Below are 25917 nucleotides of genomic sequence, written 5' to 3' on the forward strand. Positions count from 1 at the left end.
CCTAAGCACAATATTACTTATTCATTAATTCATGTATTTTTAAACTTATGCTTGCATATCTTTGGTAATAATTTCTTATTTCCTTTAGCATTGCATCATAATTACAAGCAGTAAAGTCTTCGATTTCCTTTTTACCAAAGTAGTATTCCTTCCATATATATAGCTCATCACTATTTGCTAGATTAGAGCAATTCTTGCATAATGCTCCACCCTTATCTAAATCGATAAATGAAATATCACTACTACCACAGGAAACACATGTTTTTAAATTGGGGGCTATACCAAAGGCATATAGCATCTTTACTAAAAAAATGCATAAAAGCTTTTTTGGATTTTCAGTTAATAAATCATTTAATACCTTTTTAAATGTATTATAGATTGGATAATGATTATTATCCTCTGGTATATGATTTATGACATCTAGCATAATCATAAATACCTTAACTCTATCTAAATCCTCACTAATCTTATATATACTAGATTCTACATTATACTCCATTAATGTAGGAAGCTCACTATCTGTTGAGACAAAGGAAACTGTATTTCCTATCGTAGTAAAGCCTAAAAGCCCATTCTTGGGCTTATTTGCACCTAGGGCTTTTACACTAATTCTACCGAATGGAGTATATAAATGTACTATTTTGGAGGATTCCTTATAATCTATGGTATTAAGTATAATTCCTTCACTTTTCATTAGAAATTATCTGTAGAATAGCCTAAGGCTCTAAGGTCATCCGGTCTATCCTTCCAATCCTTCTTTACCTTAACCCATAAATCCAAATGAACCTTGCGGTCCAAAAGCTTCTTTATATCCTTTAAAGCAAATTGCTTTACCTTTTTAATCATTTCTCCATTATGACCAATAATGATTTTCTTTTGAGAATCACGTTCAACAAATATTGTTGCGTAAATCTCTAGGGCATCTTCTTCTTCAGATTCTTTCATAGAATCTACAACAACGGCAACACTATGAGGGATTTCTTCTTTTGTGGCAACTAAAATCTTTTCTCGAATTAACTCAGATACTAAGAAACGATCGGAGTGATCACTTTTCATATCATCTGGGAAGAATTTAGGTCCAAATGGAAGGCAGCCCTTAATAGCATCCATTAAATGGTCAATATTTTTATCTTCTAATACAGATATAGGAAATATTCCTTGGAATGGGAATAAATTCATATATAGGGCAATCGTTAAGTCAATATCATTGAATTCCTTTAACTGATCTACCTTATTGATAACTAAGAATACTGGAACTTTAGTTTTCTTAATATTATCTAATATGATTTGATCTCCTGGTAAGACATGCTTAACTGGAGTAGTCATAAATATGATTGCATCTACACCTTGCGTTGCATCATAGGATGCGTTAACCATTCTTCTTTGAAGCTCAGTAGTTGGCTTATGGATACCTGGGGTATCTGTAAATGCAATTTGGTATTCACCTGTTGTAACGATACCTAAAATTTTATTTCTTGTTGTTTGAGGCTTATCACTCATGATAGCCACCTTTTTACCTACCATCTTATTTAAGAAGGTAGATTTTCCTACATTTGGTCTACCAATAATCGCAACAAAGCCAGATTTATATGTATCTATATTCATCATTTTAAAGAGTCTCCAGAGAAGGAATATGGAAGTAATTCTGCAACAGTCATAACTTTAACCTTTCTTTCTAGATTAGTTAAAACAACTGGAGTATTTGGCTTTAATAATTCTTCCATTACCTGACGGCATGCACCACATGGAGAAATTGGTTCATCTGTTTGGCCTACAATACAAAATGCAACTGCATCCTCTTTTGTATAGCCTTTTGCAATCATTTGGAATAATGCATTACGCTCTGCGCAAATGCATAGTCCATAGCTTGAGTTTTCTACATTACATCCTGTAATATATGTACCATCCTTCAATAGAATGGATGCTCCAACCTTGAATTTGGAGTAGGGTGTATAGGCATTGCTTCTAGCTGCAAGTGCCATATCAATTAGTTTATCTTGATCGAAATTCATCTTTTAATACCTGCCTTTAAAAGGATATCATCTTGTTTTTTAAACATGATCTCCTCATCCTCTTTTGTCATGTGGTCAAAGCCACATAAGTGTAAGTAACCATGAACGGCTAAGAATGCAAATTCTCTTACCTCAGAATGGCCATATTCCTTTGCTTGTTCCTTTGCTCTTTCAATACAAATGAATATGTCACCTAGCTCCCTAGATTTTTTATCCCAAGTGGGATCATCACAATTTGCAAAAGAAATTACATCAGTAACCTTATCTAGCTTACGATATTCTTTGTTGATTCTTTGAATCTCATCCTTATTTACAAAGATGACATTGAATTCTTTCTTTCCGCCAATAGTTTTAAATACATTTTTAATTATTTTCTCATATTGTCTAACCTTACAATCAGACTCATTAAAGAAATTTACTCTCATTTTTCTTCTTCACTTGCCTTTAAGTATGCAGCAAGCTGTTTTTCTTCCTTTTCTTTTAGATTTGCCATAACGGCCATAGATTCGATATAAAGCTTAATAGTTTTTGTTAAAGTAGAATCCTCTTGGTAATTTGCGACTGTTACAAAGTCGATTCTTTCTTCTTTTACTAATTGCTCTGCAGCCTTAGTTTTTGCTCCACTAGGGTATATTGCAATAGCTTTACCACCCTTTTCACGAATTAGGGTCATACATGGAATATCTGTAATTCCATCACCAATATAAATCATATTCTCATAAGGGATTCTTCTTTCCTTTTTCGAAGTTGCCTTATTTAGGTTTTTATCATCTGTAACAGATAATACACCCTTAGAGACTCTAAATATATATTGTGTCTTTTGTGTGAAGTTAATTGCAATGGCAGGCCAAATGGCATGTCCTTCATCATCATATAGGAAGGAGCATCCATAAACTGCCTTAAAGAATTTTGCAATTTCTGTACCTTCAATAATTTCTGTGATTCCACTAGAGATAATGTAGTGCTCTACAGTTACTCCATTTTCTTCACCGAATTTATTGATTCTATCGAACCAAGAGGATACACCCTTATATAAAAGTACAGATTCTCCACAATGGTTTAAGTATTCTCTTGTAAGTTCAATTCCCTTCTTTTTACATTGCTCAACCATTACATACATGTATGCTAAAATACCATCCATGCCATTTTGTAATTTTAATTTAGCACATTCATCCCAGAATTCTTTCGGTGACATTCCTAAATTCTTGATGAAATCATATTCTTGCATATCTGTTGTAGATAATGTCTTATCAAAATCGTATAGAAGGGCAACAATTGGTTTTGACATAATTGATTACCTCTTTTAAGCTTGGAATGCAAATAAACCAAATTTATTGGAAAGCTTTTGCATTTCCTTGTAAATATAGATTAAGAAATCACCATGAAGATTATAATTAGACTCTAGCGTCATGAAATTTGGTTTATATGCTTGTGCCTCTTCTTCAGTGATTGGCTCTAGGTTTGCGTTAAGCATTTCTACATCATAACGCTTTGCAAGCTCATCAATAGATACTCCTGCAAGCTCTTCTGCCTTAGCAATATGCTCATCTAGATGCTCCCAGATGATATCAATTAAAGAGTATACACTTCCAAGCTCATTATAATCCTTAAGTGTTTGTTCAAATATATATTGGCTAAGCTTTACCTGATCAATGGTTGGATCATCTTCCATCTTACGCTTTAAATTGATTAAGAAGGTCCATTTTGGACATCCATCAATTTGAGATAGGAAGCCTTGTGTTACAGAGATTACAGCAGCATCGATTGCATCTCTGATTTCATCATGCTGATCTTCCGTGATTAGCTTATTCTTAAACTGTGTTTCAAATTTAGCTGCAAGCTCACTAAATTGGTTAATTGCAAATTCTCTATCATAATTACCATTTCCGTAATTAGCTTCTAATATTTGAGCTTTTACGAAGCAGTAATTTAAGCCATCCTTTACAATTGTTTCAACGCCCTTATTTTCAATCATTACACCCTCCAGGTATGGTGTTTTAATTGAGAATGTAGAAACTAAGTTCTTATTTGCAAGTACATTGATCTTTAAAACTAAGAAGTCTGGATCATTTTCAGAATACATACCAATTAATGGTTTAGATTCACCTGCAACCTCAAATGTGATATTTGGCATTTCCTTTTTATGCCATACTGCAACCATGAATTCATCACCATCAAAATAAATTGGGATATCTAATTCCTTAGTTGTTAATTCACCAACGGTAATCTTATCAAATTGTTCATCGACATATCTTGCACGAGATGCAACAATTTCACTATTGATGGATTCTCTTGCTTCCATTAGCTCAATTGGGAATGCAGCACAGTGTCCATTGGAGTGACCTAAAATCTTATGCTCATCTCTTTCTTTTAGGAATTCTTCGATTTGACCCTTACACATATTTCCTAAGAATGCATTTGTACCAATATTCTTAATGGATTTTGGAAGCTCAACAGATTCTAGGTTACAAGAAATAAAAGCCCAGTCCTCAATTGTCTCTAATCCTTCTTCAAATACTACCTCACTTAATAAAGGGCAGTTTGCAAATGCATATGATCCAATAACTCTAACAGACTTTGGAATTACTACCTTTTTAAGTGATGGCATATCAGTTAATGCTTGTGCTTCAATTTTAGCAACAGGCTTTCCTTCAAGCTCAGTTGGGATTTCAATTTCAACCTCATCCTTACTTGCACCTGTGATTACAGCAATTTTTCCTTGAAATTCATAACGTATCATAATATATACCTCCTGGATGCGAAAAATCGTTAGTTTATAATATATTTTACCTTTTTTTAACTTTTAATACAAGGTATTAAACAATTATTACACTATAATTACTTAAATTTTCGTAAAACTAATGAATATTATATATTCAAAAACATAATTTTTGACTAAAAAAGGACACTGTCCAGTGTCCAAATAAAGCTCTATTTTGTAATAATGTTCATCAACTCAATCTTTAAATTCGGAATATCTACAGTTATCGCATTATAAACGAATTGAAGATTAACTCCACCATAATCATGAACCAATCTATTTCTAAAACCTTTTATGCTTATCCAATCAATATTCGAATGTGATAGTTTAAAATCTTGAGAAATATTATTCATATGTTCAGACATTTGTATCAGTCTAAAAACAATCCCATCTAATATAACGGGAGTTTCAATTAAATCATTTATCTTTATATTTTTGAATAATCTAGAACAATGTTAATTTCATTTAAAGTTTTTGGTATAGTAATTATTGTCTTTTATCATATATTTTAATTCCATCCAGTAATATCTCATTTAGTAATTCTTGATTATTGTTCAATTGTTCTATGTTTAATAACTCTACCTTCTTATGCAATGCTTCTCTTAGTTTTTCAGCTAATCCAAAAAATGACATTCCTGTTATTTTAGTCGATACTAATAAATCAACATCACTCATTTCACTTGCTTTATTCTTTGAATAGCTGCCAAATAAATAACAATATTCTACATCAAAAGTTGATAATACATGTGAAACTACATCTCTTATTGTTTCTAATGATAATATTCCATGTTCCTCATCAATATAGCCTATTTTGCTTAATTCATTAAAAATATAGTTATACTTAATAGTTTTTTTCTTTTTATCGTCATTTTCATATTCTTTGTATGAACGTAATGATATTCCCACTATTTGAGCAGCTTGGGCTTGAGTTATTCTTTTCAGTAAACGTAATTCTTTAAGTGTCATTTTTGAATCATCTCGCACTTATATTTCACACAATTTGCACTTTTAAATCAATATAGAGTTGCAAAAAATGCACTTTTTAAAATCAAAATAGTGCAAAAAATGCACTTTTATAAGTGTGAGAAGGTGCAAAATTTAAGCAATTCTTCTATTTTAGTAATTCAAATATTTCTTTTTTGTTGGGGTTGATTAAATAATTATAGGAATTATCTTTTGAATTACTTCTACTGATTTATCCCACTATTTTAATATCTCTAAAATGTAAAAAGGGATGAAGCCATCCCTTTCTATAATCTTATTCCTGGTATATCCAGTTTGCATTTGTTAATTTTTTATTACCGTCCCCAATATAGATAATGTTATCTGTATATGGACCATTTCCCATATAATGAACGGTTGTAAGATTCGTATCATAGAATGCATTTTCAAAAATACCATAGGTATTATCTTTAATAGTGATTTCTTCAAGTCCACTACCCTTGAATAGTTCATTATCAATATATCTTAATGCCTTTGGAAGCACAATACTTTTTAAATTTCTACAGTTTTCAAATGCGTTATATTCTATTTTAGATAGATTATTTGGTAAATCTATTTTTTCTATTCCACTACCTTTAAATGCGTATGGTCCAATATAATTTAGATCCTTAGATATTGTTACATTTAAAAGATTTCTACATCCCATAAATGCACTTTCATTTATCTCTGTAACATTGGATAAATCAATTTGACTTATATTTGTATTTTCAAAAGCGGAATGTCCTATTCCAGTAACTGTATTTGATAATGATACATTTGTTAAATTTATGCAGTTTTTAAATGTATCATAAGAAATTCCATCGATTTTTGCTTCTATTATTACACTTTCTAGGTATTCACAATCTTCAAAAACACTTGTATCCATGATATTAACGGATTCTGGAATAGTAATCGTTTTTAAATTGGTATTTTCAAAGACACCATACCTTATTATTTTTAAAGTACTTGGTAATGTAATGCTTGAAATACTAGTATTTTTAAATGCTTGTGACTCTATTTCTATACAAGAACTTGGAATATTTACACTAGATAAATTAATGCAATTTTCAAATGTTTCTTGATTAATTATTTTTATCTTATCGGATAAATGTGCAGTTACTATATTTAGATTATCCTCTAAAGTAGCGGTTAAGAATTTAGAATCATCATGCATAGTAAGAGTAGATATATTGTTTGGTATATCCATACAAATTAAATATGGATTTGTTTCATTACCAACGTAGGATAAATCTAAATATTTATTCACATTTAAGGATTCACATTCAGAAAAAACTCTTTTTCCTACATATTCTATGTCATTTGGAATAATTATGGATTTTAAGCTTGTACAGCCTAAAAAGGCATGATCTTCAATTCTTTTTAAATTCTTAGGTAGCTTTATTTCTTCTAAGGATTCGCATCCTGCAAATGCACCTCTTTCTATTTCAGTTACACTATCTGGAATAGTTACAGATTTTAAATTTTTACATCGTGCAAATGCCTCATAACGAATCATCTTTACTCCATCTGGAATAGTAACACTTGTTACTTTATCCGTATCTATCATAAGCTTTTGAGTTATATAAGCATCTCCATATTCATTTTTTCCAATAATGAATTCACCCATTTCAATTGTTTCATTTGACTTTAACATGGCAAAGGAAAAATTTGAACAGCCAGATAAGCTAATTGTAGTAACCGCTAAGGATAAAATGGCTATTCCTTTTTTTAATAATTTATTCATATAATCCCTCCCAGATTACAAAATAACGCTTATATGATAATCCAAATTAGTAAAAAAAGCAAATTACAGCAAAACTTGACAAAAGCGCTGAATGCGTGTAGATTACATAAATAGGAGATTAAACTCTGAGGGGAGAAATAGTTATGAATAAAAAAATAATGCTAATTCCTTTAGTAATACTTCCATTTGCATTAACTAGCTGTAATAAAAAAATCGGGGCTAGATCTTATGGGGATTTTCTATATAAAATCGATTCCGATACAAATACAGTTTATTTAATGGGATTTACTAAAGAAGGCGAAAAAAAGGATGTCATTGTAGTTCCTACAACAATTGAAAATCGTAAAGTTACAACTATCGGATATGAACAGCCAAGAGTCTTTGGTAGTCCACTTTATCAAGGCTCATTTTATGGTTCTTATTCTAAGCTTTATATTCATTCACAAGTAAAAAGTATTATACGAGAATACTCAGGTCATATTATTTATTCAAGCAAGGATAATTACAATATCTATATGGGTGGAGAAATTAATACAAGTATAAAATCAACGATGTATTTTCCATTCCAAACATTAAAGAATAATTCTTTGGATAAGGATTTATATAATGTAGGATTTTCTAATTTAGTTTATTACCTAAATGATGGAACAGATAATACCTTCTTCTCTGATGATATTGATGGTACAAAGGTTGAGGTTATACCTCCAACACCATATAATCCAGGATATACCTTTACTGGGTGGTATAAGGAGCCTGAATGTATAAACTTATTTGATTTTGATAATGAAATCTTACCTAAGAAGCAATATGATAGCGAAGGCTTCGTAATAAGAAGTGAAACTAAGCTATATGCTGGATGGACAGCTACTAAGAGCGCTTAATTGCGCTCTTTTTTCTTTTTAAAAGAAAAGGGACACCAAAGTGTCCCAAAAGGTTATTAGAATATGTTTCCAAAATCTACACCTGTATCTCCATTAGTGGAATTGAATGTACCAGATGTAACACAAATGTCTTCTAATTCTAAAACTTCTTCTTCAATAATTGGTTTATTATATTCTTTCATATTTATTCCCCTCCCTAGGCATAATATGCTAAATATGTTAAAGCGTAGCTTGCAGCCTGTACTGCTTCTTCGCTAGAATGATTAGCTAAATACTCTTGAGCTAATGACTTAACAGAATATCCATTAACTTCGTTTGTATAGTATTCATGTCCATCTACACTAACATATCCAACTGCAGTAATTACAGTTTCAATGCTTGTAAGAGGAATGTTGTTAACAGAAACACAAATTCTATATGTATTAGAATCAACTTCTACTGCTTCACAAGCAACACTAGTTGAATTATTTAAACGAACACCAAATGTAACTGTAGTACCTAATTCCTGTAATGAATTATATAATTCCTTAGAGATTGTATAACCAATTCTCATAGTTACCTTATTCTCATTACCATTAGCATCAGTATATGTTACATCACCATCAGTAGGGATAAAAGTAGCGGGAAGATTTGTGTTTAAATTTTGATGTGCATATGCTTTAATTTGACTATGTGTTGAATCAGTGTATCCAAAATATCGATTTGTAATTTTATTGTTGATTGATCCATTAGTGGAATCAAATGTCCATAAAAAGTTATCTTCGCTTCCAGAAGGAATTGTTGTTTCTTTTGCGATGTTTGTTTTGCTAATACTTCCTAAATAATAATCTCCCATTTTAATATTAAAATATTGATTATCATCACTACTTGGTATAAGTGTAAATACTACAGAATTAGTTGAAAGATCTGAAGTATTAAAATTACTATCAGAAACTACACAAGGGAAATTATCATAAATGTTTCCAATATAAAATGTAGTATCGTATGATACTGAAGAAATAGGCTCAAAGGAATGAGCATATTCATAATGGAATGATAATTGTTCTTGTAAATCTAAAGTTCCAAAATCAAGTACTTCTGTTATTGCTGCTGATACTGAAACTTCACACTCTGCAGTAAGTGAACTATCATATGCTGATGTAGCAGTGATTGTCGCATTGCCCTCAGCTACAGCAGTAACTTTACCTGTTGAGTCTACAGTGGCAACTGAATCATCACTTGTAGACCAAGTAACATTGGAATAACGAGTATCAGTTGGTAAAACAGTTGCAACTAGTGTTTCTGATGTTCCAGCAGTTAAATTCAATGAAGACTTATTAATATTAACACTACTTGGAAGAATATCACTAACATATGTGATTGAAAAGCTTTCGCAATATAATGAATTTGCAGTTGCAGCTATTGTAATTACAACATCTTCATTTTCTTTAATAGAATAGTCATTTTTGGTCATTGTTGGGGTAACATCAACGTACTCTGTTGACCAACTACCATGCCAATTACTAGAACTAAATGTTGATTCCTCAATTGAAGCAATCGTTGTTGAACCTGCAACTACACTTAATGTTCCTGCACCTGATGATTTGTTTGATTTCATTGAAAGAGTAATTCCAGTGATAATATATCCATTCCACCCTTTCAAAGTTAGTGTCATGCTATGGTCCTTAGTTAACTGACATTTTGAAGTATATGTTGATGCATATACGTATGTTGTGCCAGTTGGAACTGTTCCAGATTGTGAAACCGCTGAAGTGCTAGTAACTGTATAAGTCACTATATTATCTGCAGCATAAACTGATGTAGTGCTTGTAAATGCGAATACAAATAATCCAAGCATTACCATTGCGAAAAACGCTATTAATTTTTTTGCTTTTTTCATAAAACTATAACTCCTTTTATAAACTCCTTTATTATTTTATAATAACACAGTGTTTAATTCAATATGATTTAACTCAAAAATGTTGCTTTTTATCACAGTTGACATAATTGTTATTTCAAAAGAAAAGACGAGCAATTGATTGCTCGTCTAACATGTCTATTAAGTACAATTAATTGTTCTCTAAAACATGCTTAACATACTCTAAATCTAAGGATAATGCTTTTGAAATGAAATCTGCGTCAAATCCATTTGAATGCATAGTTTTTATTACTTCAATTTGCTCCTTATTTCTACCTTTTCGTTCGGCAACTTCTAGTTCAGATATTCTATCTAATTCAGCTTTTCTTCTTGCTTCTCTTAACATAGCTGCTTTTTCAGATTTATCATATTCATTTAACATAATCGCTGCCCTCCTTATGGTATCGGATTTGTCGTTAAAGTATGTTTCAACATTTGGTTGTATTAATAACTTTAACGCTCTATCTAATTCCATTTTACCATTTTCAGGAATTTTTACAAGTGAGACTCTAAAGATCATAATATTGTCATATTCAGCCATAAGCTCTTTATTATAGAATTTTAAAAGCTGAATATAGTTTGTGCCTGGAATGTCATAATTATATAAGAATACAACAACTGATTTTCTATTATCGTATCCTTTTTCCTTATAACCATAGCTTGAAGAATGTAATGCTGAGGCGTAATAGATTGCTCTATTAATATCATATTCATATTCTCCATATTGATTCTTCGTAGAATCCACTATTTCCTTTTGTGCCTCAAAATCGATTCTCATATTCTTACATACAAGCTTAATATCATAATTAATTGTTTTGTATGTAATAGAATCTCTTTCTTCAGTATTGGTTATTTCAATATCTTCTTCTTTTAGATTTAAACCACATATTCCATTTACTAAAACTAATAAATAATCTTTATTATTTTCGAGTAGTTCTTTAAAGTAATAGTCTGTAAGACCTATTTCATGCATTGGCTCCACCCCCTTTCATTAAATAAATAGGAGGAAAAGACAAAAAAATTAAAAATAATCTTACAAAAATTTTAAAAAAAGAAAAGACGAGCATTTTTTGCTCGTCTAACATGTCCATTAAGTACAATTAATTGTTCTCTAAAACATGCTTAACATACTCTAAATCTAAGGATAAAGCTTTTGAAATGAAATCTGCGTCAAATCCATTTGAGTGCATAACTTTTATGCTTTCTTCTTTGCCTAGTTCTTTGCCTAGTTCTTTGCCTTCCTCAATACCAAGCTCTTTTCCAAGTTCAATACCTATTCCTTTGCCTTCTTCAATTCCCTTATTTCTACCTTTTCGTTCGGCAACTTCTAGTTCAGATATTCTATCTAATTCAGCTAGTCTTATGGATTCTCTTCGCATTGCTTTCTTTTCAGCTTCAGTTATCATAATAGCACTCCCTTTCAAATGGATTTATTTTAACGCTTCTTTAGTTCTTCAAAGACATCGCTCCAAGAAATCTCTTTTACGCCCATTTCTACTGTTAAATGATAGATTAAATCAGCAATTTCACCAACAATTGCTTGTTTATCTCCATCTTTACATGCGATGACTGTTTCAGTAGCTTCTTCTCCTACTTTTTTAAGAATCTTATTTTCGCCTTTTTCAATTAAATAATTAGTATATGAGCCTTCTACTGGATTTTTAATACGATCATTTATTGTAGCCTCTAAATTGAATAATTCAATATCGGATTTAGAAACCTTAGTACGGTTTACAATGACATCAATATCCTCTTCTAAATCTCTATAGAAGCAAGTTGCATGACCTGTATGACAGGAAATGCCACCAACTTGCTCTACTTGGAATAAAAGTGCATCTCCATCACAATCGATAGATAAGCCCTTCATATACTGATAATAGCCAGAGGTTTCACCCTTAACCCAAAGCTCTCCTCTAGATCTTGACCAATAAGTCATTTGCTTTGTTTCTAATGTTTTTTCTAGGGCTTCTTTATTCATATAGGCAACCATTCTTACCTTTTTGGCATGGTAATCTTGGATGACACAGCATACAAGACCCTTGTCATCGAATTTTACAGCCTCTAAAATTTCTTTTTTTGTCATAGTCTTACATTGACTCCTTTACTTCTTAAATATTCCTTTAAATCCTTAATTTCAAGCTCTTTATAATGGAATAGACTTGCAGCCAAGGCTGCATCGGCAAAGCCTTTCGTAAATACATCATAAAAATCTTCCTTAGATCCTGCACCACCGGATGCAATGACTGGAATATTAACTGCACTTGAAACAAGGAAAGTTAAATTTAGCTCGAAGCCTTTTTTTGTGCCATCGGCATCCATTGATGTAAGTAGGATTTCACCTGCACCTAAGGATTCAACTTCCTTGGCCCATTTAATTGCATCTAGTCCTGTTGCAGTTCTTCCACCATGGATATAAACCTCATAGAACTTGCCATTCCATTTGGCGTCAATTGCGACAACGATACACTGGTTGCCATATTTTTTTGCACCCTCACGGATTAATTCTTTATTGGTTACTGCAGTAGAATTAATAGATACCTTATCAGCTCCTGCCATTAAGATATTATGGATATCCTCTAAAGTTCTAATTCCTCCACCTACAGTAAGTGGAATAAAGACTTTTTCTGCAGTTTTCTTTACGACATCTAAAATGATACCACGCTTTTCATAGGATGCAGTTATATCTAAAAATACAACCTCATCCGCACCAAGCCTAGAGTAGCCTTCTGCAATTTCTACAGGATCACCTGCATCTACTAAATTTATGAAGTTTACGCCTTTTACTACTCTTCCTTCCTTTATATCTAAGCAAGGGATTATTCTTTTACAAAGCATAATTATACCTCATATTCTTCTATAGCTTTTTTTAAATCTATAGCACCAGAATATATAGATTTACCTAAAATGATACCAAAAGAGCCAATCTCTTTAGCATTTTTAATATCATTCATAGATTTAGCTCCACCAGAGGCTACAATATCTAAGCCAGTAGAATCTATCATTTTCTTTGTTTGTGCTACATTAATACCTTCTAAGGTTCCATCTTTAGCAATATCAGTAAATATTATAGTTTTAATGCCTAAAGCTTTAAGCTTTAAGGCAAAATCAACTGCATCAATATCTGTAGTATCTAACCATCCATGAGTAGATACCTTCATATTTTTACAATCAATTCCAATAACTATTTTTTCAGGACCAAATTTATCTATTGCTTCCTTTACAAAATCTAAATTTAAGGCAATAGAACCTAAGATAACTCTTTTTACACCAATATTTAATAATTCTTCTATTTGAGCAAGTGTTCTAATACCTCCACCAAGTTCACAATCGATATTGGCATTTTTAATAATTGCTTTAACAGCTTCTAAGTTTAAAGAATGTCCTTCCTTAGCTCCATCTAGATCCACTAAATGTAAAAATTTAGCACCAGCTTCTTTCCACTTTAAAGCAACCTCCACAGGATCTCCATAACCAGTTACTTGGTTATAATCTCCTTTATATAGACGGACAGCCTGTCCATCATGTAAATCTATTGCAGGATATATTCTCATAGGCAACAGAAATTCTTTAATATAGCAAGACCAACCTCACCACTTTTTTCAGGGTGAAACTGAGTTGCATAAAGATTTCCCTTTCTTACGGCACTAGCATATGTAATGCCGGCATATTCTGTAGTTGCAATGACATCTTCCTTATCTGGATTATCTAAATAATAAGAATGTACAAAGTACACTTCCTTATTATCTAGTCCATTTAATAGCTTATTGTCATTCATAACCTTAATTTGATTCCAACCAATTTGAGGAATCTTATAAGTTATATTATCTTTTTCTTGAGGAAATTTAACAATTCTACCCTTAAGTAATCCAAGTCCCTTATGGATACCATATTCTTCAGATTCTTCAAATAATAATTGCATACCAACACATATACCTAAAATAGGTGTATTTTTCTTTATTAGTTCATTTACTACTTCTATAAATCCATAGGATTTAAATGTTTCTATGGCATCATTAAATGCTCCAACTCCAGGTAAGATTACTTTATCAGAAGATAATATTACTTCCTTATCTGATGTAATAATAGAATCAAAACCTAAGTAATCTAGTGCATTTTTAACACTACCTAGATTTCCTATTCCATAATTCATTATAGCAATCATTAAATCACACCCTTTGTAGATAGGCTTCCCTTGATATCGGAATTAATCTTAATTGCATCGCGCAAGCATTTAGCTAAGGATTTAAACATTGCTTCTATGATATGGTGAGAATTTTCACCTCTTAATATTACAAAATGTAGATTAATTTTTGCATTATCAGCAAATGATCTAAAGAATTCATCTACAGTTTCAGTTTCAAAATCGCCAACCTTATCTACATTAAATGTAGCATTAGATTCATAATATGCTCTACCACATAAATCAACTGCACAAAGTACAAGTGCATCATCCATTGGCATAACGAAATTTGCATATCTTTGAATACCATCTTTAGATACTAATGCTTTATTAAAGGCATCACCTAAAACAATTCCAGAATCTTCAACAGAATGATGTGTGTCTACATTTAAATCACCCTTACAAGTGAAATCTAAATTAAATCCACCATGCTTAGCTAAGGTATTTAGCATATGATCAAAAAAACCAATTCCAGTTTCAAGCTTAGCAATACCTTCACCATCTAAAGTAAGGGTGCAAGAAATATCTGTTTCTTTTGTTTTTCTTTTAACAGTAGCTTCTCTCATTATTTTAATACCTCCAATAAGGAATCATTTTCACTCTTTGTGCCTACAGTAATTCTATAAACACCACTTTTAAATTTACGAATATAAATCTTATTTTTAATTAATAATTCATTTTTACTATCATCCATTAATACATATAAGAAATTAGCCTCTGATGGATATATGTTATATCCTCTTTCTTTTAATGTATGATAAATTCTTTCTCTTTCTCTTTTTATTTCTTCAATTTGATTTTTATATAATTCAAAATGATTAATCGCAATTTCACCAACCATCTGTGTAAATGTAGTTACACTATATGGTGCTTTAATTGCATTTAACATATCAATATTATCCTTATTTGAAATGGCATAGCCTAATCGAATAGATGGTAATGCCATAGCTTTAGAGAATGTTTTAAATGCAATTACATTATCATATTCTAAAGCAATTTTTGTATAATCTTCCTTTGCAAAATCAATATAGGCTAAATCAAGACCAATTAATGCATCTGTAGATTCAATGATTCTTCTTACATCACTTTTAGATAAATACTGACCTGTTGGGTTATTTGGGGTACAAATTAAAACTAATTTAGGATTGTATTCCTTAATAGCCTTAATCATATCATCTACATGAAATATCATATTACTATCCCCATATACAGGAATATATTTCGCTCCTACAAGCTCTGTAAATACCTGATACATAGAAAATGATGGGGAAAATCCTAATACTTTATCATTAACCTCTAGGGTTGCACGAAACATTACATCTAATAATTCATCAGAACCAACACCACAGGATACATTATTAGGATTTATACCATAATGCTTAGCAATAGCCTCATTTAGCTTTACCTCATCCATATCAGGGTAGCGGTTAAATTCTATTTTGTTTACTGCCTTTTTAAATTCATCAACTAAGCACTTTGGTGGTGCAATAGGAGATTCGTTTGCGTTTAGGATAATCCCCTCTGGAATTAAGCCAGAGTGGTATGGTTCCATATTCGCAAAGCTCTTTTTCATATACTTCATAGGATTACTCCTTTCTTACTCTTGCAGATAAGGCATGCATACCTAAGCCTTCAGCCTCTGCGAAGCAATCAACATCATCAATTAACTCTTGACAGGCTTCAAAGCTGAATTCTAATAAGGATGATTTTTTAATGAAATCATCTACACCTAAAGGTGAAAAGAATCTAGCTGTACCTACAGTAGGTAAGACATGGTTAGGTCCTGCCATATAATCACCTAGAGCTTCTGCAGCATAGTGACCAATAAATATTGCCCCTGCATTATCAATATCCTTTACAATACTTCTTGCATTATCAAGTGCAAGCTCTAAGTGCTCAGGAGCAAGTCTATTTGTATAATCTATTGCTTCCTTTAAGTCATTTACAACAATAATTTTAGAGCAATTTGTTAAAGATTTTGTTAAAATTTCTCTTCTTGGAGATTCATTATAATATTTGTTTAATTGCTCTTTAATCTCTTTTGCTTTAGCTTCATCTGTAATAAATAGAGTAGATGATGCTTGCTCATCATGCTCAGCTTGACCTAAAAGGTCAGCAGCAACATAATTTGTTTTGCAAGTAGAATCTGCAATAATTGCAATTTCAGATGGGCCTGCAATAGAATCAATTCCAACTAAACCATATACTTCTCTTTTTGCTAGGGCAACAAAGATATTACCAGGACCAACAATTTTATCTACTTTAGGAATACTATTTGTACCATAAGCTAAGCTTGCAATAGCCTGGGCTCCACCAACCTTATATACATGATCCACTTCACATACATATGCTGCAGCAAGTACAAGTGGGTTAATATATCCTTTTGGAGCTGGAGTAACCATAATAATATTCTTTACTCCTGCAACCTTAGCAGGAAGTACATTCATTAATACACTAGATGGGTATGCAGCCTTTCCACCAGGTACATATACACCGACACTTTTAAGTGGAGTAATCTTTTGACCAAGCTTCGCTCCAATAGAATCTGTATATTCCCAGGTTTCTCTTTTTTGGTGCATATGATAAGAATAAATTCTATCTTTACTCTTTAGTAATACATTTTTTAATCTTTCATCTAAGGAATCAAAGGCCAATCTTTGTTCTTCTTTAGAAATTTCTATATTTTTAATATCAAAATTAGCATCATCAAATTTTTTAGTATATTTTTCTAATGCCAAATCGCCATATTCTGCTATATCTGAAACAATTTCTTTAACTACATTTGAAAATTCTCCAGAATTGACAGCTCCTCTTTTTTTAAGGACTTGGAAGTATTCTTCAATATCCTTCTTTTCTTTAATAATCTCTATCATTTATCTTATTTCTCCTTTAAAATGGCTCTAAAGCCTTCTACAACGGCAGAAATTTCATCATATTTTGTTTTAAGTGATGCAGGATTAGCAACCAATCTTGCAGATAAATCATGGATTGTTGTTACATCCTGTAAGCCGTTTTCTCTTAAGGTTCTACCAGATTCAACAATATCAACAATACAATCGGATAAACCAGTGATTGGGGCAAGCTCAACACTACCATTTAATTTGATGATTGTTGTATTTTGACCCATAGAATCAAAATACGCCTTAGCGATATTTGGATACTTTGTAGCAACCCTTAAATTTACAATATTCTTATAAGAATCTCCATCTTCCTTTGGTGCACAAACACACATACGACATTTACCAAATCCTAAATCTAATAATTCAGCAATATCTCTATGCTCTTCTATAATGGTATCTTTACCAACTACACCTAAATCCGCAACACCATTATCTACAAATGTAGGTACATCAGATGGCTTTGCTAAAAAGAAACGAAATTCACCTTGCTCAATAATTAATCTTCTATCTTCTTCATCGATAGTAATATCTACTAAATTTAATTCCTTTAGCATCTTAAAGATTTTATCTGCAAGTCTTCCTTTAGATAATGCGAAGGTTAGCATTTTTCTACCTCCCATATAGTTTTAACATTATTTTTATATTCTATAACTGCATCAAATCCATTATCCTTAGCATATTCTAATGCTTTATCTTTAGAATCAAAACAAATATCAGAAACAATAATTCCATTATTTCTTAATACTTCATTTTCCTTATATGCATAAACCATAGACTCCTTATCAAATATAGAAATATATTTTTTTCTGTTTACATTAATTAAATTCTTTTCAAGACAGTAGCTTGCTAAAACATCAATATCTAAACCAAAGCCAATGTCTTCTAAATCCTTACCATATTCTTTGAATAGCTTATCGCATCTACCACCAGAAATTACACTCTTTCTTGCACCTTCAACATATACATTAAAGATAATTCCTGTATAGTATTCTGCATAAGAATAAATGGAAAAATCAAATACAATATTCGAAATCCCTAGTTCATTTAGAGTTTCATATACCTTCTTAAGATATAATAATTCCTCTAAAGCCTTTGTTCCCTTAAGATCAGAGATTAATTTATCCATATATCTTAATCTTCCACCCTTAAGCATTAAATCAATTAAGAAGGAAGCTTTTTCCTCATTTAAAGTCTCTTCCAGTAAGCTTCTTAGGGTTACATAATCTTTAGAATCAATTAAAGAATAAATCTTCTTTTGGATATCCTTTTCAATTCCAAAATCAGAAAATAACCTATTTAAAAACTCAGATGAGCCTAAATGGATAGTGAAATCATGAACGTTACAATGTCGCATAGTTAAGTTAGCAAGCGCAATAATAGCTACATCCGCCTCAATTCCACCCTTACCAATGAATTCAACACCAGCCTGTAAGAACTGATGGTTCTTACCCTGGTATAATCTTGGGTAACGGAAGGTATCTGCGATATAGCAATACTTCTTAGGACCATTAGGAAGTGAATTATTAGAGCATACGAAACGAGCGATAGACGCAGTCATATCGTTACATAGCGCTAATACCTCTCCCTGACGATTGATAAGGTTATAAAGATCTGGCTTTTGCATTCCATTTTTAGAATAAACATCAATATATTCTAATGTTGGAGTTTTAATAAGCTCATAGCCAAAGGATGAAAATACATTTAATACCTTCATCTCTATATCCTTTTTGACTAACATTTCGTTTCCGTAGGTGTCCTTAAATCCTTCGGAAACATGCAACTTGTAATTTTTCATGTTATCACTCCATATAAAAAATATTTTAAATATTTTACCATAGGTAAAACTAAAATTCCACCAAAAGTGGCACTTTTGTTTAAAGGTGCACCATTAAAACGCTTTCGTGTGTAGACAATTTCACATATTTTTTATGATTATTTGTGATATAATATCTTTAATGGGAAGTGATATAATGAGGCATAAAAGAAAATTACTTACAGCTATATTAGCCTTAGGTTTTTTAAGCCTAACAAGCTGTAATATTAATTTATTGGCTAAAGAGGAAAATCCAGTTGTAACTACATCCATCATTGAAAACACTACAGCAGACTATACAATACCAAATCCAGAAACTAAAGGGGATTATAAGGTAAGCTATGTATGCAATAATGGATATACCTATACATCCATAACAACTGCTCAAAATAAAATATTAGAACCAGATACTCCAACCAAAACTTGTGCAACATTTAAGGGATGGTATATAGATAAGGAGCTTACCAACCTTTTTGATTTTTCAAAGGCTGTTCATGAGGATACTATTCTTTATGCAAAATGGGATATCGATTTAGTTTCTTTAGTTAATCAGGTTTCAACAGATACAATTAAAGCAAATGTAAGAATCTTTATAACAAATTATGATAAAACAGGCTATGGCCCTATGGCTACTATAAGAAATGCTTCTACTGCCTTAGGTAGCGGAGTCATATTCTATGAATATGGTGCATATTATTATGCCCTAACAAATAATCATGTAGTATATACTACAACGACTTATCAGGATTTAACCTTAGAGGATGCATATGAGGAAAAATATGAATTTGATATTGTAGCAAAAGATAGCCAATATGATTTATCAATTATTCGTTTTAGAAAGTCCAATGAGCTTACGGTATTAAATTTGGCAAAATATGGTTTAGAAAAGAATGAGCTAGTATTTGCGATGGGAGAGCCTAATGGACTATCTAACACAGTTTCTATGGGTTATTCCTTAGGTAGTAAAGTATTTACTCCTGATGAGGCAACAATTGCTATGTCTAATGTAACATTTAGTGTATATATGTCCTCTGCCCCAATTGATTCTGGTTCTTCTGGTGGTGCGTTAATTGATTCAAACCTAAATTTAGTTGGAATTAATTTTGCAAGTGCTATAGATCAAGAAACAAATCAATTTAAATATTCCTATACAATACCTGAAAATAGAGTAAGAGAATTTATTAATTCTCATTTAAGCTTTGACATATAAAAAAATAATCCCAGCATCGCTGGGATATTTTTAATTATTAAAGTTAAAATCCTTTGTAACTCTTAAATAAGTATCTTTATATTTCTTCTCTAAATATTTAAGTGCATCCATAAATTCTACATTTCTTCTATCTAAATCATGACAATCCGAAGCAATAAAATCAATTAAATTGTTTTTTAATAAATATTTCATTTGCTTCTTATATTCTTTATTCAATATAGATTTTGAATTTACCTGTATTTTGGCATATTTATGGATTTCATCATAATCAGAAAGCTTTAAATAAGAATATCTTTCAATATGAGCTAATATGATTTTATAGCCAGTTAAGGATAAATCATATAAGATATCCGATATGTTTTCTTCAATGCGAGTTGAAAACTCGATTAATACATATTTTGAATTATCCATAGTTAAGATTTTATCATTTAATAAATCATTTTTTAATTCAGGATAATAATAGATCTCACAGCCTAAGGCTAATAGGATATTTAAATCCTTAACATCATCCTTAAAGGAATTAAATTTTTCAATTAAGCCATTCTTATCCAAATTATTCTTATTTTGATGAGGAGTTAATATTACTTTAGTAATACCTTGATTTATTTCTTGTAATAATAACCTCCTAGATATATCTAAAGATTTTGATCCATCATCTACATTTGGTAATATATGGGTATGCATATCAAGCATATTATCACCTCGAGAAAAAAGCCCAAGAAGGGCTTTTAATTATTTATCTTCATTATTTCCATAATAATAGTAATATGAATCATGCTTATTGCTTTCAGCCTTAGTAATAGAAATACCAATAATAGATGCATCTACTCCCTTTAAGGCATTTAAGCAATCTAAAATATCCTTCTTCTTTGCCTGATTTAAGGCTAAGGAGAAGATAATACCATCTGCATATTGTGCAACAATTTGAGCATCACTACATGCAAGGCATGGTGGAGTATCAATAATTACATAATCATATTCATTTCTTAATTCTTCAATTAATTCTTTAATCTTTGAAGTTTCAAGTACTGCAACAGGATTAATTACATCCTTACCTACAGTAATAATATCTACACCAGATTCTGTATGCTTAATTAATTCTTCTTTCGTAATATCTCCAGCAATATAATCTACAATACCAGCTTCTTTAGAAACCTTGAATGTTTTATGTAATACTGCCTTACGAATATCTAAATCAACAATAATTACCTTATTTTTATTATTTGCCATACAGAATGCTAAATTAGCAGCTGTTGTGGATTTTAATTCATCTGGTAATGTTGATGTAAATTCAATAACCTTGTAAGGATTTTCTAAATTAGAATACTTAATATTGCTTAATAGCTTATTATATGGCTCAAAGCTTCTAATGGAAGCATCTACTAAGAATACATCCTTATTATCCTTTTGTTCCTTCTTAAGTCTTCTATCTGGGAATACACCAACAATCTTTTCGTCGAAAGATGCTTCAATTTCAGCCTTTGTTTTAAATTTGTTAGACATGAATTCCTTAACAAAAATAACAATAACACCTAAAACTAAACCAATTAAGAAGGCAATAATAATATAAAGCTTCTTATTTGGAGATGCATATTCTCCTTCTTTTGCCTCTGAAGATGCAACCATATTTCCATCAGCAAAGAAGAAAACTCCCTTTGTACCATCTTCTTTTGCCTTTGTAGCCTCTTCAATGCATTTTGTTTGAATAGCATCTGCAAAATATTCACTCACGATTGGGTTTTTGGCAGCTACTGTAATAGTAACCATCATAGAGTTTGTAGTATAGGATACACTAACCATTTCAGAAAGTGACTTAGAAGTCATTTCTTTTAATCCAGTGGATGAAACAGTTTGCCATTTAGATTCATCTAAAGGATATTTTAATTTATAGGAAGGTAATACAAGTGTATTATTTCCATCCTTTAAATCTTCATTATATCTTTCAACAACTGGATCGATAATCGAATTGTTTTTGATAGTGTCTGCAACAGTTACAACTGCACGAATAGAATTTGTGTAATCGTATGTTGTTTGATGTGTACTTTCAGATACATAATCAATAGCAACAGTTATTGCAGCATTTGATTTATATGTTGGCTTAGCAATTGCGAATGTGTAGATTGCACCTATTACAAATACACATCCTGTAATTACTGCTAACAAAATGATATTCTTCCATAATACATGGAAAATATCACCAAGTGTAATTGATTTTTCTTTTTCTTGCATGGCTTTAATACTCCCTTCATGCATAATCCCTATTTTTTTTACAATAGTATTGTTATTATACTATAGATAGTATTATAAATCAAACTTAAATCAAAATTCGATTTAAAATCATACAATTGTATGAAAAATATTGCAATTTTTTGACTTTTTTAGAAGAATAACTTATAATGGTGTTACGAAAAGAGGTGTTAATTTATGGAATTAGTAATTCTAGCGGCTGGTATGGGTAGCCGATTTGGAGGACTAAAGCAAATTGAGCCAATTGATGAATATGGTAATTTCATTATTGATTATTCCGTATATGATGCAATTGAAGCTGGCTTTGATAAGGTTATTTTCATTATCAAAGAAGAAAATTATGAAATATTTAAAGAAACAATAGGAAAAAGAATTGAAGATAAAATTAAAGTGGAATATGTATTCCAAAAATTATCCTTATTACCAGAGGGCTATTCTATCCCAAAGGATAGAGTAAAGCCTTTAGGTACAGCTCAAGCTATTTTAGCTGCAAAGGATAAAATCTCTAATCGCTTTGCGATTATTAATGCAGATGATTTCTATGGCAAAGAATCCTTCTTTGCAGCAGCAAATTTCTTAAAGAATTCTTGTAAGGATAAGGCTTATGGTAATGTTGCATATTTAGTTACAAACACAATGACAGAAAATGGTTCTGTTAAGCGTGGTGTATTAAGTATGGATAAGAATAATCTATTAACTCATATTGAAGAATCTAAGGTAGAAAAAGTTAATGGTAAGGTTATCGCAACTCCACTAGATGAAGCAAAGAAGCCATTTGAAATCCCTAGTGATACATTAGTATCTATGAATATGTTCTGCTTCTCCTCTTCTATTATGGATTATATGTGGGATAGATTCCCTAAATTCTTAGATGAGAATAAGAATAATCTAATGAATTGTGAATACCTATTACCTACAGTAGTTTCTGATTTAATTCAAGAAAATGAAGTTACTGTTGAAATTGTACCATCTCCTGCAGTTTGGTATGGAATCACTTATAAAGAAGATAAGCCTTCTGTAGTTGAATCCATTTCAAAGCTTATGAAGGATGGTAAATATAAAAAAGGCTTATGGTAAGAATAGAGGCTAACTTGGTCGCAAGTTAGCCTTTTCTTTAGAATTTATTTATTATTTTAAATAATTCTTCATTATTCTTATATAGAATACCTTTAATTTTAGTATTCTCTAATACTTTAATATTGGATATATTATCATCAATAAAATAAATTTCATCAAAATTTTGATTAAATCCTTCTACTGCCAGATTATAAAATTTTAAATCTGGCTTTTTTATTTTATAATCACAGGATATAAAGCATTTATCAAAATATAAATTAAAATCTAAGGAAGGAAATAATATATCAAATATACCAATTGCAGCATTAGATAATAATCCTATAGTATTTCTCTTTTTTAATTCTTTAATCTTATCTAATAAAGGTATATTTAATTTGGCATAGGATTTCATTTCAGTAAGTATTTCTTCTTCATTAAATCCTAAATCTATAGCCATATTATGAATGGTTTCTTTAAATGTAAATATGCCTAAATCCGCAGGCTCAAAATATTTATTTTTTAATATAGCTGCATATGTAGAATCCTTAATATGGTTATTAAACCATTTCGGTGCAATTTCAGATGAAATTACACCATAAAAATCAAATAGAATTAATCTATTAGAACATAAGCTCATAGATTTCCCTCATTTCCTTATAAGTTAAAGGAATAACATCTTCTATTACTCTTGTTTTATTCCAAGATACTCTTAAGGATAAATCCTCAAGCTCATCTTTAGATACACCTAAATCAGCCATATTTTGAGGCATTCCTAAATCCTTAAAAAATTCCTGTAATTTTAATATACCGTTATAGCAATCTTCTTCTTTATTATCAGTCTTTTCTATATTAAATACTTCATAGGCTAATCTTAAGAATCTTTTAAATGCAATTTCATTTTTATAAATATATTTCGCATATGCAATCCATACAACAGCAAGCCCTGCACCATGAGCGATATTATCATGAACTGCACTTAATACATGCTCAAACTGATGTGCTCTAAAGCACATAGGGCGCGCAAGCTCCATTAAGCCATTGTGGCTGAATGATGATGCAAGCATGATTTCTCTTCTTGCTTGAAAGTTTTTAGGTTCATTATATGCAACAAGACCCCATTTATATACTGTTTTTAATAATGCAATACAAAAATTATCAGCTAAATCACTCTCATATGGAGTAATAAAGCGCTCTAAAGTATGCATCATTATATCTACAATACCACATGCAGTTTGGTATTTAGGTAGGGTATATGTATTAACTGGATTCATAATTGCAAATTTAGGTCTTACTAAATCCGAATTAAAGCCATTTTTGGCTTCGATACTTAAATTAGATATAACACAGGAATTACTCATTTCAGATCCTGCCGCTGCAATAGTTAATATTACACCTATAGGTAGGGCAGTATTGGGAGTTTCTTTTTTGGAATTAAAATCCCATGGGTCAAAATTAGTATTATAGCTTACTGCAATACTTTTTGCAGTATCTATTACAGAACCTCCACCTACAGCAAGTATGAAATCTATATCATAATTTTTAGATAATACATTTCTTACAAATTCAACCTTAGGGTTTGGTTCTACTCCAGATTCTTCTATAAAATTTAAATCATTATCTTTTAATGATTTTACTACCTTATCATATAATCCATTTTTCTTAATAGAGGATTTACCATAAACAAATAGGATATTTTTATATCCCATCTCTTTTATGATTTCTCCTACTCTTTCTTCTTCACTACCGATATATAGTTTTGTTGGTGCATAATATAAATTGCTCATAAGACTCCTTTATTTAAAAAATCCTGGTATTTCCAGGATTTAAATTTACTTTGTTTGGAAAGAATATTTATGATTTACGTAATTATCAACCATCTTCTTGAACTTTTCTGAATTCTTATCTAATGGCTTAATTCTTACAACCTTATGATCTAAGAGCTTATTACCATTAAATTCATAGATTTCATAGTTTTCTGTAGAACCTTCCTTTACTGGAAGCTTCTCACAAATGATAGCTGCAACATTACTGGATTCTACAATGAATAAATAGATATGGTAATCTACCATTTCATTATTATCATTAATTAGATATGTATCATATCCTTCATATTTTGGTTCACTGACTACAGTGTTAAATGCATGAATATCAAATTTCATTTTTATTCCCTCTTTTCTACAAAATAATTGTATAACAATTATGATAAATCAGCAAGAAAAAAATAAAGAGGATAAT

Annotated in this window: 29 protein-coding genes and 1 pseudogene; 3 read left to right on the forward strand and 27 right to left on the reverse strand. The window is 30.9% G+C overall.

Annotation, left to right across the window (positions count from 1 at the left end; all coding sequences use genetic code 11):
- Positions 1-13: 13 nt before the first annotated feature.
- The 9 genes and pseudogenes from recO to EI71_RS06160 form a co-directional block, all read right to left on the reverse strand.
- Positions 14-694, reverse strand: a complete 681-nt coding sequence (gene recO, locus EI71_RS06120; RefSeq protein ID WP_119016372.1) for a DNA repair protein RecO — start codon at positions 692-694, stop codon at positions 14-16.
- Positions 694-1608, reverse strand: a complete 915-nt coding sequence (gene era, locus EI71_RS06125; RefSeq protein WP_119016373.1) for a GTPase Era — start codon at positions 1606-1608, stop codon at positions 694-696. The genes recO and era overlap by 1 nt, the downstream gene beginning before the upstream one ends.
- Positions 1605-2012, reverse strand: a complete 408-nt coding sequence (cdd, locus tag EI71_RS06130) for a cytidine deaminase (RefSeq protein ID WP_162849823.1) — start codon at positions 2010-2012, stop codon at positions 1605-1607. Before cdd ends, era begins: the two co-directional genes overlap by 4 nt.
- Entirely contained in the window at positions 2009-2437 is a 429-nt protein-coding gene (gene ybeY, locus EI71_RS06135) for an rRNA maturation RNase YbeY (protein WP_162849824.1), read from the reverse strand. Before ybeY ends, cdd begins: the two co-directional genes overlap by 4 nt.
- Complete coding sequence (locus tag EI71_RS06140) at positions 2434-3300, reverse strand: HAD family hydrolase (protein WP_162849825.1); 867 nt, start codon at positions 3298-3300, stop codon at positions 2434-2436. Before EI71_RS06140 ends, ybeY begins: the two co-directional genes overlap by 4 nt.
- A gap of 15 nt (positions 3301-3315) precedes the next feature.
- Positions 3316-4752, reverse strand: a complete 1437-nt coding sequence (locus EI71_RS06145) for a leucine-rich repeat domain-containing protein (protein WP_119016377.1) — start codon at positions 4750-4752, stop codon at positions 3316-3318.
- A gap of 191 nt (positions 4753-4943) precedes the next feature.
- A pseudogene (locus tag EI71_RS10565) lies at positions 4944-5207 on the reverse strand (HepT-like ribonuclease domain-containing protein); the annotation flags it as partial.
- A gap of 52 nt (positions 5208-5259) precedes the next feature.
- Positions 5260-5739, reverse strand: coding sequence for a nucleotidyltransferase domain-containing protein (locus EI71_RS06155; protein ID WP_119016379.1), 480 nt, complete (start codon positions 5737-5739; stop codon positions 5260-5262).
- Positions 5740-6031: 292 nt separating this feature from the next.
- Positions 6032-7498 carry a leucine-rich repeat domain-containing protein gene (locus EI71_RS06160; protein ID WP_119016380.1) on the reverse strand — a complete coding sequence of 489 codons (1467 nt, stop codon included), beginning with the start codon at positions 7496-7498 and terminating at the stop codon, positions 6032-6034.
- A gap of 143 nt (positions 7499-7641) precedes the next feature.
- On the opposite strand from EI71_RS06160, the gene EI71_RS06165 reads away from it, so the two are divergent.
- Entirely contained in the window at positions 7642-8379 is a 738-nt protein-coding gene (locus EI71_RS06165; RefSeq protein ID WP_119016381.1) for an InlB B-repeat-containing protein, read from the forward strand.
- A gap of 56 nt (positions 8380-8435) precedes the next feature.
- Here EI71_RS06165 and EI71_RS10480 read toward each other — a convergent pair whose 3' ends face one another.
- The 13 genes from EI71_RS10480 to EI71_RS06225 form a co-directional block, all read right to left on the reverse strand.
- Positions 8436-8561: a hypothetical protein gene (locus EI71_RS10480; protein WP_281268648.1), complete on the reverse strand. Its 126-nt coding sequence runs from the start codon at positions 8559-8561 to the stop codon at positions 8436-8438.
- Between the two features lie 14 nt (positions 8562-8575).
- Positions 8576-10258, reverse strand: a complete 1683-nt coding sequence (locus tag EI71_RS06170; protein WP_119016382.1) for an Ig-like domain-containing protein — start codon at positions 10256-10258, stop codon at positions 8576-8578.
- 169 nt (positions 10259-10427) lie between these two features.
- On the reverse strand, positions 10428-11249 hold the full coding sequence (locus EI71_RS06175) for a hypothetical protein (protein WP_119016383.1): 822 nt from the start codon (positions 11247-11249) through the stop codon (positions 10428-10430).
- A gap of 127 nt (positions 11250-11376) precedes the next feature.
- Positions 11377-11682 (reverse strand): hypothetical protein, encoded by a 306-nt coding sequence (locus tag EI71_RS06180; RefSeq protein ID WP_119016384.1) that lies wholly within the window; start codon positions 11680-11682, stop codon positions 11377-11379.
- A gap of 29 nt (positions 11683-11711) precedes the next feature.
- Complete coding sequence (gene hisIE / locus EI71_RS06185) at positions 11712-12359, reverse strand: bifunctional phosphoribosyl-AMP cyclohydrolase/phosphoribosyl-ATP diphosphatase HisIE (protein WP_119016385.1); 648 nt, start codon at positions 12357-12359, stop codon at positions 11712-11714.
- Entirely contained in the window at positions 12356-13111 is a 756-nt protein-coding gene (hisF, locus tag EI71_RS06190) for an imidazole glycerol phosphate synthase subunit HisF (protein WP_162849826.1), read from the reverse strand. Before hisF ends, hisIE begins: the two co-directional genes overlap by 4 nt.
- Positions 13112-13113: 2 nt before the next feature.
- Positions 13114-13827: a 1-(5-phosphoribosyl)-5-[(5-phosphoribosylamino)methylideneamino]imidazole-4-carboxamide isomerase gene (hisA, locus tag EI71_RS06195; RefSeq protein WP_119016387.1), complete on the reverse strand. Its 714-nt coding sequence runs from the start codon at positions 13825-13827 to the stop codon at positions 13114-13116.
- A complete protein-coding gene (gene hisH / locus EI71_RS06200) occupies positions 13824-14438 on the reverse strand; it encodes an imidazole glycerol phosphate synthase subunit HisH (protein ID WP_162849827.1) in 615 nt (204 codons plus the stop codon). Before hisH ends, hisA begins: the two co-directional genes overlap by 4 nt.
- Complete coding sequence (gene hisB / locus EI71_RS06205) at positions 14438-15022, reverse strand: imidazoleglycerol-phosphate dehydratase HisB (RefSeq protein ID WP_119016389.1); 585 nt, start codon at positions 15020-15022, stop codon at positions 14438-14440. Before hisB ends, hisH begins: the two co-directional genes overlap by 1 nt.
- Positions 15022-16038: a histidinol-phosphate transaminase gene (gene hisC, locus EI71_RS06210; protein WP_119016390.1), complete on the reverse strand. Its 1017-nt coding sequence runs from the start codon at positions 16036-16038 to the stop codon at positions 15022-15024. Before hisC ends, hisB begins: the two co-directional genes overlap by 1 nt.
- Before the next feature lie 4 nt (positions 16039-16042).
- Positions 16043-17329 (reverse strand): histidinol dehydrogenase, encoded by a 1287-nt coding sequence (gene hisD / locus EI71_RS06215; RefSeq protein WP_119016391.1) that lies wholly within the window; start codon positions 17327-17329, stop codon positions 16043-16045.
- A gap of 5 nt (positions 17330-17334) precedes the next feature.
- On the reverse strand, positions 17335-17961 hold the full coding sequence (gene hisG / locus EI71_RS06220; RefSeq protein WP_245951359.1) for an ATP phosphoribosyltransferase: 627 nt from the start codon (positions 17959-17961) through the stop codon (positions 17335-17337).
- On the reverse strand, positions 17955-19151 hold the full coding sequence (locus tag EI71_RS06225; protein ID WP_119016393.1) for an ATP phosphoribosyltransferase regulatory subunit: 1197 nt from the start codon (positions 19149-19151) through the stop codon (positions 17955-17957). Before EI71_RS06225 ends, hisG begins: the two co-directional genes overlap by 7 nt.
- Positions 19152-19326: 175 nt before the next feature.
- Between EI71_RS06225 and EI71_RS06230 the strand changes: the two genes are divergently transcribed.
- Complete coding sequence (locus EI71_RS06230; protein WP_162849828.1) at positions 19327-20379, forward strand: trypsin-like peptidase domain-containing protein; 1053 nt, start codon at positions 19327-19329, stop codon at positions 20377-20379.
- Between the two features lie 30 nt (positions 20380-20409).
- On the opposite strand, the gene EI71_RS06235 is transcribed toward EI71_RS06230, so the two are convergent.
- Positions 20410-21072 carry a tyrosine-protein phosphatase gene (locus EI71_RS06235; protein ID WP_119016395.1) on the reverse strand — a complete coding sequence of 221 codons (663 nt, stop codon included), beginning with the start codon at positions 21070-21072 and terminating at the stop codon, positions 20410-20412.
- Between the two features lie 39 nt (positions 21073-21111).
- On the reverse strand, positions 21112-22608 hold the full coding sequence (locus EI71_RS06240) for a polysaccharide biosynthesis tyrosine autokinase (protein ID WP_162849829.1): 1497 nt from the start codon (positions 22606-22608) through the stop codon (positions 21112-21114).
- 195 nt (positions 22609-22803) lie between these two features.
- On the opposite strand from EI71_RS06240, the gene EI71_RS06245 reads away from it, so the two are divergent.
- Entirely contained in the window at positions 22804-23703 is a 900-nt protein-coding gene (locus EI71_RS06245) for a nucleotidyltransferase family protein (protein ID WP_119016397.1), read from the forward strand.
- A 37-nt stretch (positions 23704-23740) separates the two neighbouring features.
- Here EI71_RS06245 and EI71_RS06250 read toward each other — a convergent pair whose 3' ends face one another.
- From EI71_RS06250 to EI71_RS06260, 3 genes are read right to left on the reverse strand one after another with little or no spacing between them, the layout of a single operon-like run.
- Complete coding sequence (locus EI71_RS06250) at positions 23741-24319, reverse strand: HAD-IA family hydrolase (protein WP_119016398.1); 579 nt, start codon at positions 24317-24319, stop codon at positions 23741-23743.
- Complete coding sequence (locus EI71_RS06255) at positions 24303-25466, reverse strand: iron-containing alcohol dehydrogenase (RefSeq protein ID WP_119016399.1); 1164 nt, start codon at positions 25464-25466, stop codon at positions 24303-24305. The genes EI71_RS06250 and EI71_RS06255 overlap by 17 nt, the downstream gene beginning before the upstream one ends.
- A gap of 45 nt (positions 25467-25511) precedes the next feature.
- Complete coding sequence (locus tag EI71_RS06260; protein ID WP_119016400.1) at positions 25512-25841, reverse strand: hypothetical protein; 330 nt, start codon at positions 25839-25841, stop codon at positions 25512-25514.
- Positions 25842-25917 lie beyond the last annotated feature (76 nt).

The sequence above is a fragment of the Anaeroplasma bactoclasticum genome (assembly GCF_003550015.1).
Lineage (GTDB): Bacteria > Bacillota_I > Bacilli_A > Acholeplasmatales > Anaeroplasmataceae > Anaeroplasma > Anaeroplasma bactoclasticum.

Excerpts from the sequence above, each read along its gene's own strand:
- EI71_RS10480 (WP_281268648.1), bottom strand. The coding sequence starts at position 8,561 with ATGAAAGAATATAATAAACCAATTATTGAAGAAGAAGTTTTAGAATTA.
- EI71_RS06240 (WP_162849829.1), bottom strand. The coding sequence starts at position 22,608 with ATGCAAGAAAAAGAAAAATCAATTACACTTGGTGATATTTTCCATGTA.
- hisB (WP_119016389.1), bottom strand. The coding sequence starts at position 15,022 with ATGAGAGAAGCTACTGTTAAAAGAAAAACAAAAGAAACAGATATTTCT.
- EI71_RS06140 (WP_162849825.1), bottom strand. The coding sequence starts at position 3,300 with ATGTCAAAACCAATTGTTGCCCTTCTATACGATTTTGATAAGACATTA.
- EI71_RS06230 (WP_162849828.1), top strand. The coding sequence starts at position 19,327 with ATGAGGCATAAAAGAAAATTACTTACAGCTATATTAGCCTTAGGTTTT.
- era (WP_119016373.1), bottom strand. The coding sequence starts at position 1,608 with ATGATGAATATAGATACATATAAATCTGGCTTTGTTGCGATTATTGGT.
- recO (WP_119016372.1), bottom strand. The coding sequence starts at position 694 with ATGAAAAGTGAAGGAATTATACTTAATACCATAGATTATAAGGAATCC.
- hisH (WP_162849827.1), bottom strand. The coding sequence starts at position 14,438 with ATGATTGCTATAATGAATTATGGAATAGGAAATCTAGGTAGTGTTAAA.
- EI71_RS06250 (WP_119016398.1), bottom strand. The coding sequence starts at position 24,319 with ATGAGCTTATGTTCTAATAGATTAATTCTATTTGATTTTTATGGTGTA.
- cdd (WP_162849823.1), bottom strand. The coding sequence starts at position 2,012 with ATGAATTTCGATCAAGATAAACTAATTGATATGGCACTTGCAGCTAGA.
- EI71_RS06155 (WP_119016379.1), bottom strand. The coding sequence starts at position 5,739 with ATGACACTTAAAGAATTACGTTTACTGAAAAGAATAACTCAAGCCCAA.
- hisIE (WP_119016385.1), bottom strand. The coding sequence starts at position 12,359 with ATGACAAAAAAAGAAATTTTAGAGGCTGTAAAATTCGATGACAAGGGT.
- ybeY (WP_162849824.1), bottom strand. The coding sequence starts at position 2,437 with ATGAGAGTAAATTTCTTTAATGAGTCTGATTGTAAGGTTAGACAATAT.
- EI71_RS06175 (WP_119016383.1), bottom strand. The coding sequence starts at position 11,249 with ATGCATGAAATAGGTCTTACAGACTATTACTTTAAAGAACTACTCGAA.
- EI71_RS06165 (WP_119016381.1), top strand. The coding sequence starts at position 7,642 with ATGAATAAAAAAATAATGCTAATTCCTTTAGTAATACTTCCATTTGCA.
- EI71_RS06225 (WP_119016393.1), bottom strand. The coding sequence starts at position 19,151 with ATGAAAAATTACAAGTTGCATGTTTCCGAAGGATTTAAGGACACCTAC.
- EI71_RS06180 (WP_119016384.1), bottom strand. The coding sequence starts at position 11,682 with ATGATAACTGAAGCTGAAAAGAAAGCAATGCGAAGAGAATCCATAAGA.
- EI71_RS06235 (WP_119016395.1), bottom strand. The coding sequence starts at position 21,072 with ATGCTTGATATGCATACCCATATATTACCAAATGTAGATGATGGATCA.
- hisD (WP_119016391.1), bottom strand. The coding sequence starts at position 17,329 with ATGATAGAGATTATTAAAGAAAAGAAGGATATTGAAGAATACTTCCAA.
- hisA (WP_119016387.1), bottom strand. The coding sequence starts at position 13,827 with ATGAGAATATATCCTGCAATAGATTTACATGATGGACAGGCTGTCCGT.
- EI71_RS06170 (WP_119016382.1), bottom strand. The coding sequence starts at position 10,258 with ATGAAAAAAGCAAAAAAATTAATAGCGTTTTTCGCAATGGTAATGCTT.
- hisG (WP_245951359.1), bottom strand. The coding sequence starts at position 17,961 with ATGCTAACCTTCGCATTATCTAAAGGAAGACTTGCAGATAAAATCTTT.
- EI71_RS06160 (WP_119016380.1), bottom strand. The coding sequence starts at position 7,498 with ATGAATAAATTATTAAAAAAAGGAATAGCCATTTTATCCTTAGCGGTT.
- EI71_RS06255 (WP_119016399.1), bottom strand. The coding sequence starts at position 25,466 with ATGAGCAATTTATATTATGCACCAACAAAACTATATATCGGTAGTGAA.
- EI71_RS06145 (WP_119016377.1), bottom strand. The coding sequence starts at position 4,752 with ATGATACGTTATGAATTTCAAGGAAAAATTGCTGTAATCACAGGTGCA.
- hisC (WP_119016390.1), bottom strand. The coding sequence starts at position 16,038 with ATGAAGTATATGAAAAAGAGCTTTGCGAATATGGAACCATACCACTCT.
- EI71_RS06245 (WP_119016397.1), top strand. The coding sequence starts at position 22,804 with ATGGAATTAGTAATTCTAGCGGCTGGTATGGGTAGCCGATTTGGAGGA.
- EI71_RS06260 (WP_119016400.1), bottom strand. The coding sequence starts at position 25,841 with ATGAAATTTGATATTCATGCATTTAACACTGTAGTCAGTGAACCAAAA.
- hisF (WP_162849826.1), bottom strand. The coding sequence starts at position 13,111 with ATGCTTTGTAAAAGAATAATCCCTTGCTTAGATATAAAGGAAGGAAGA.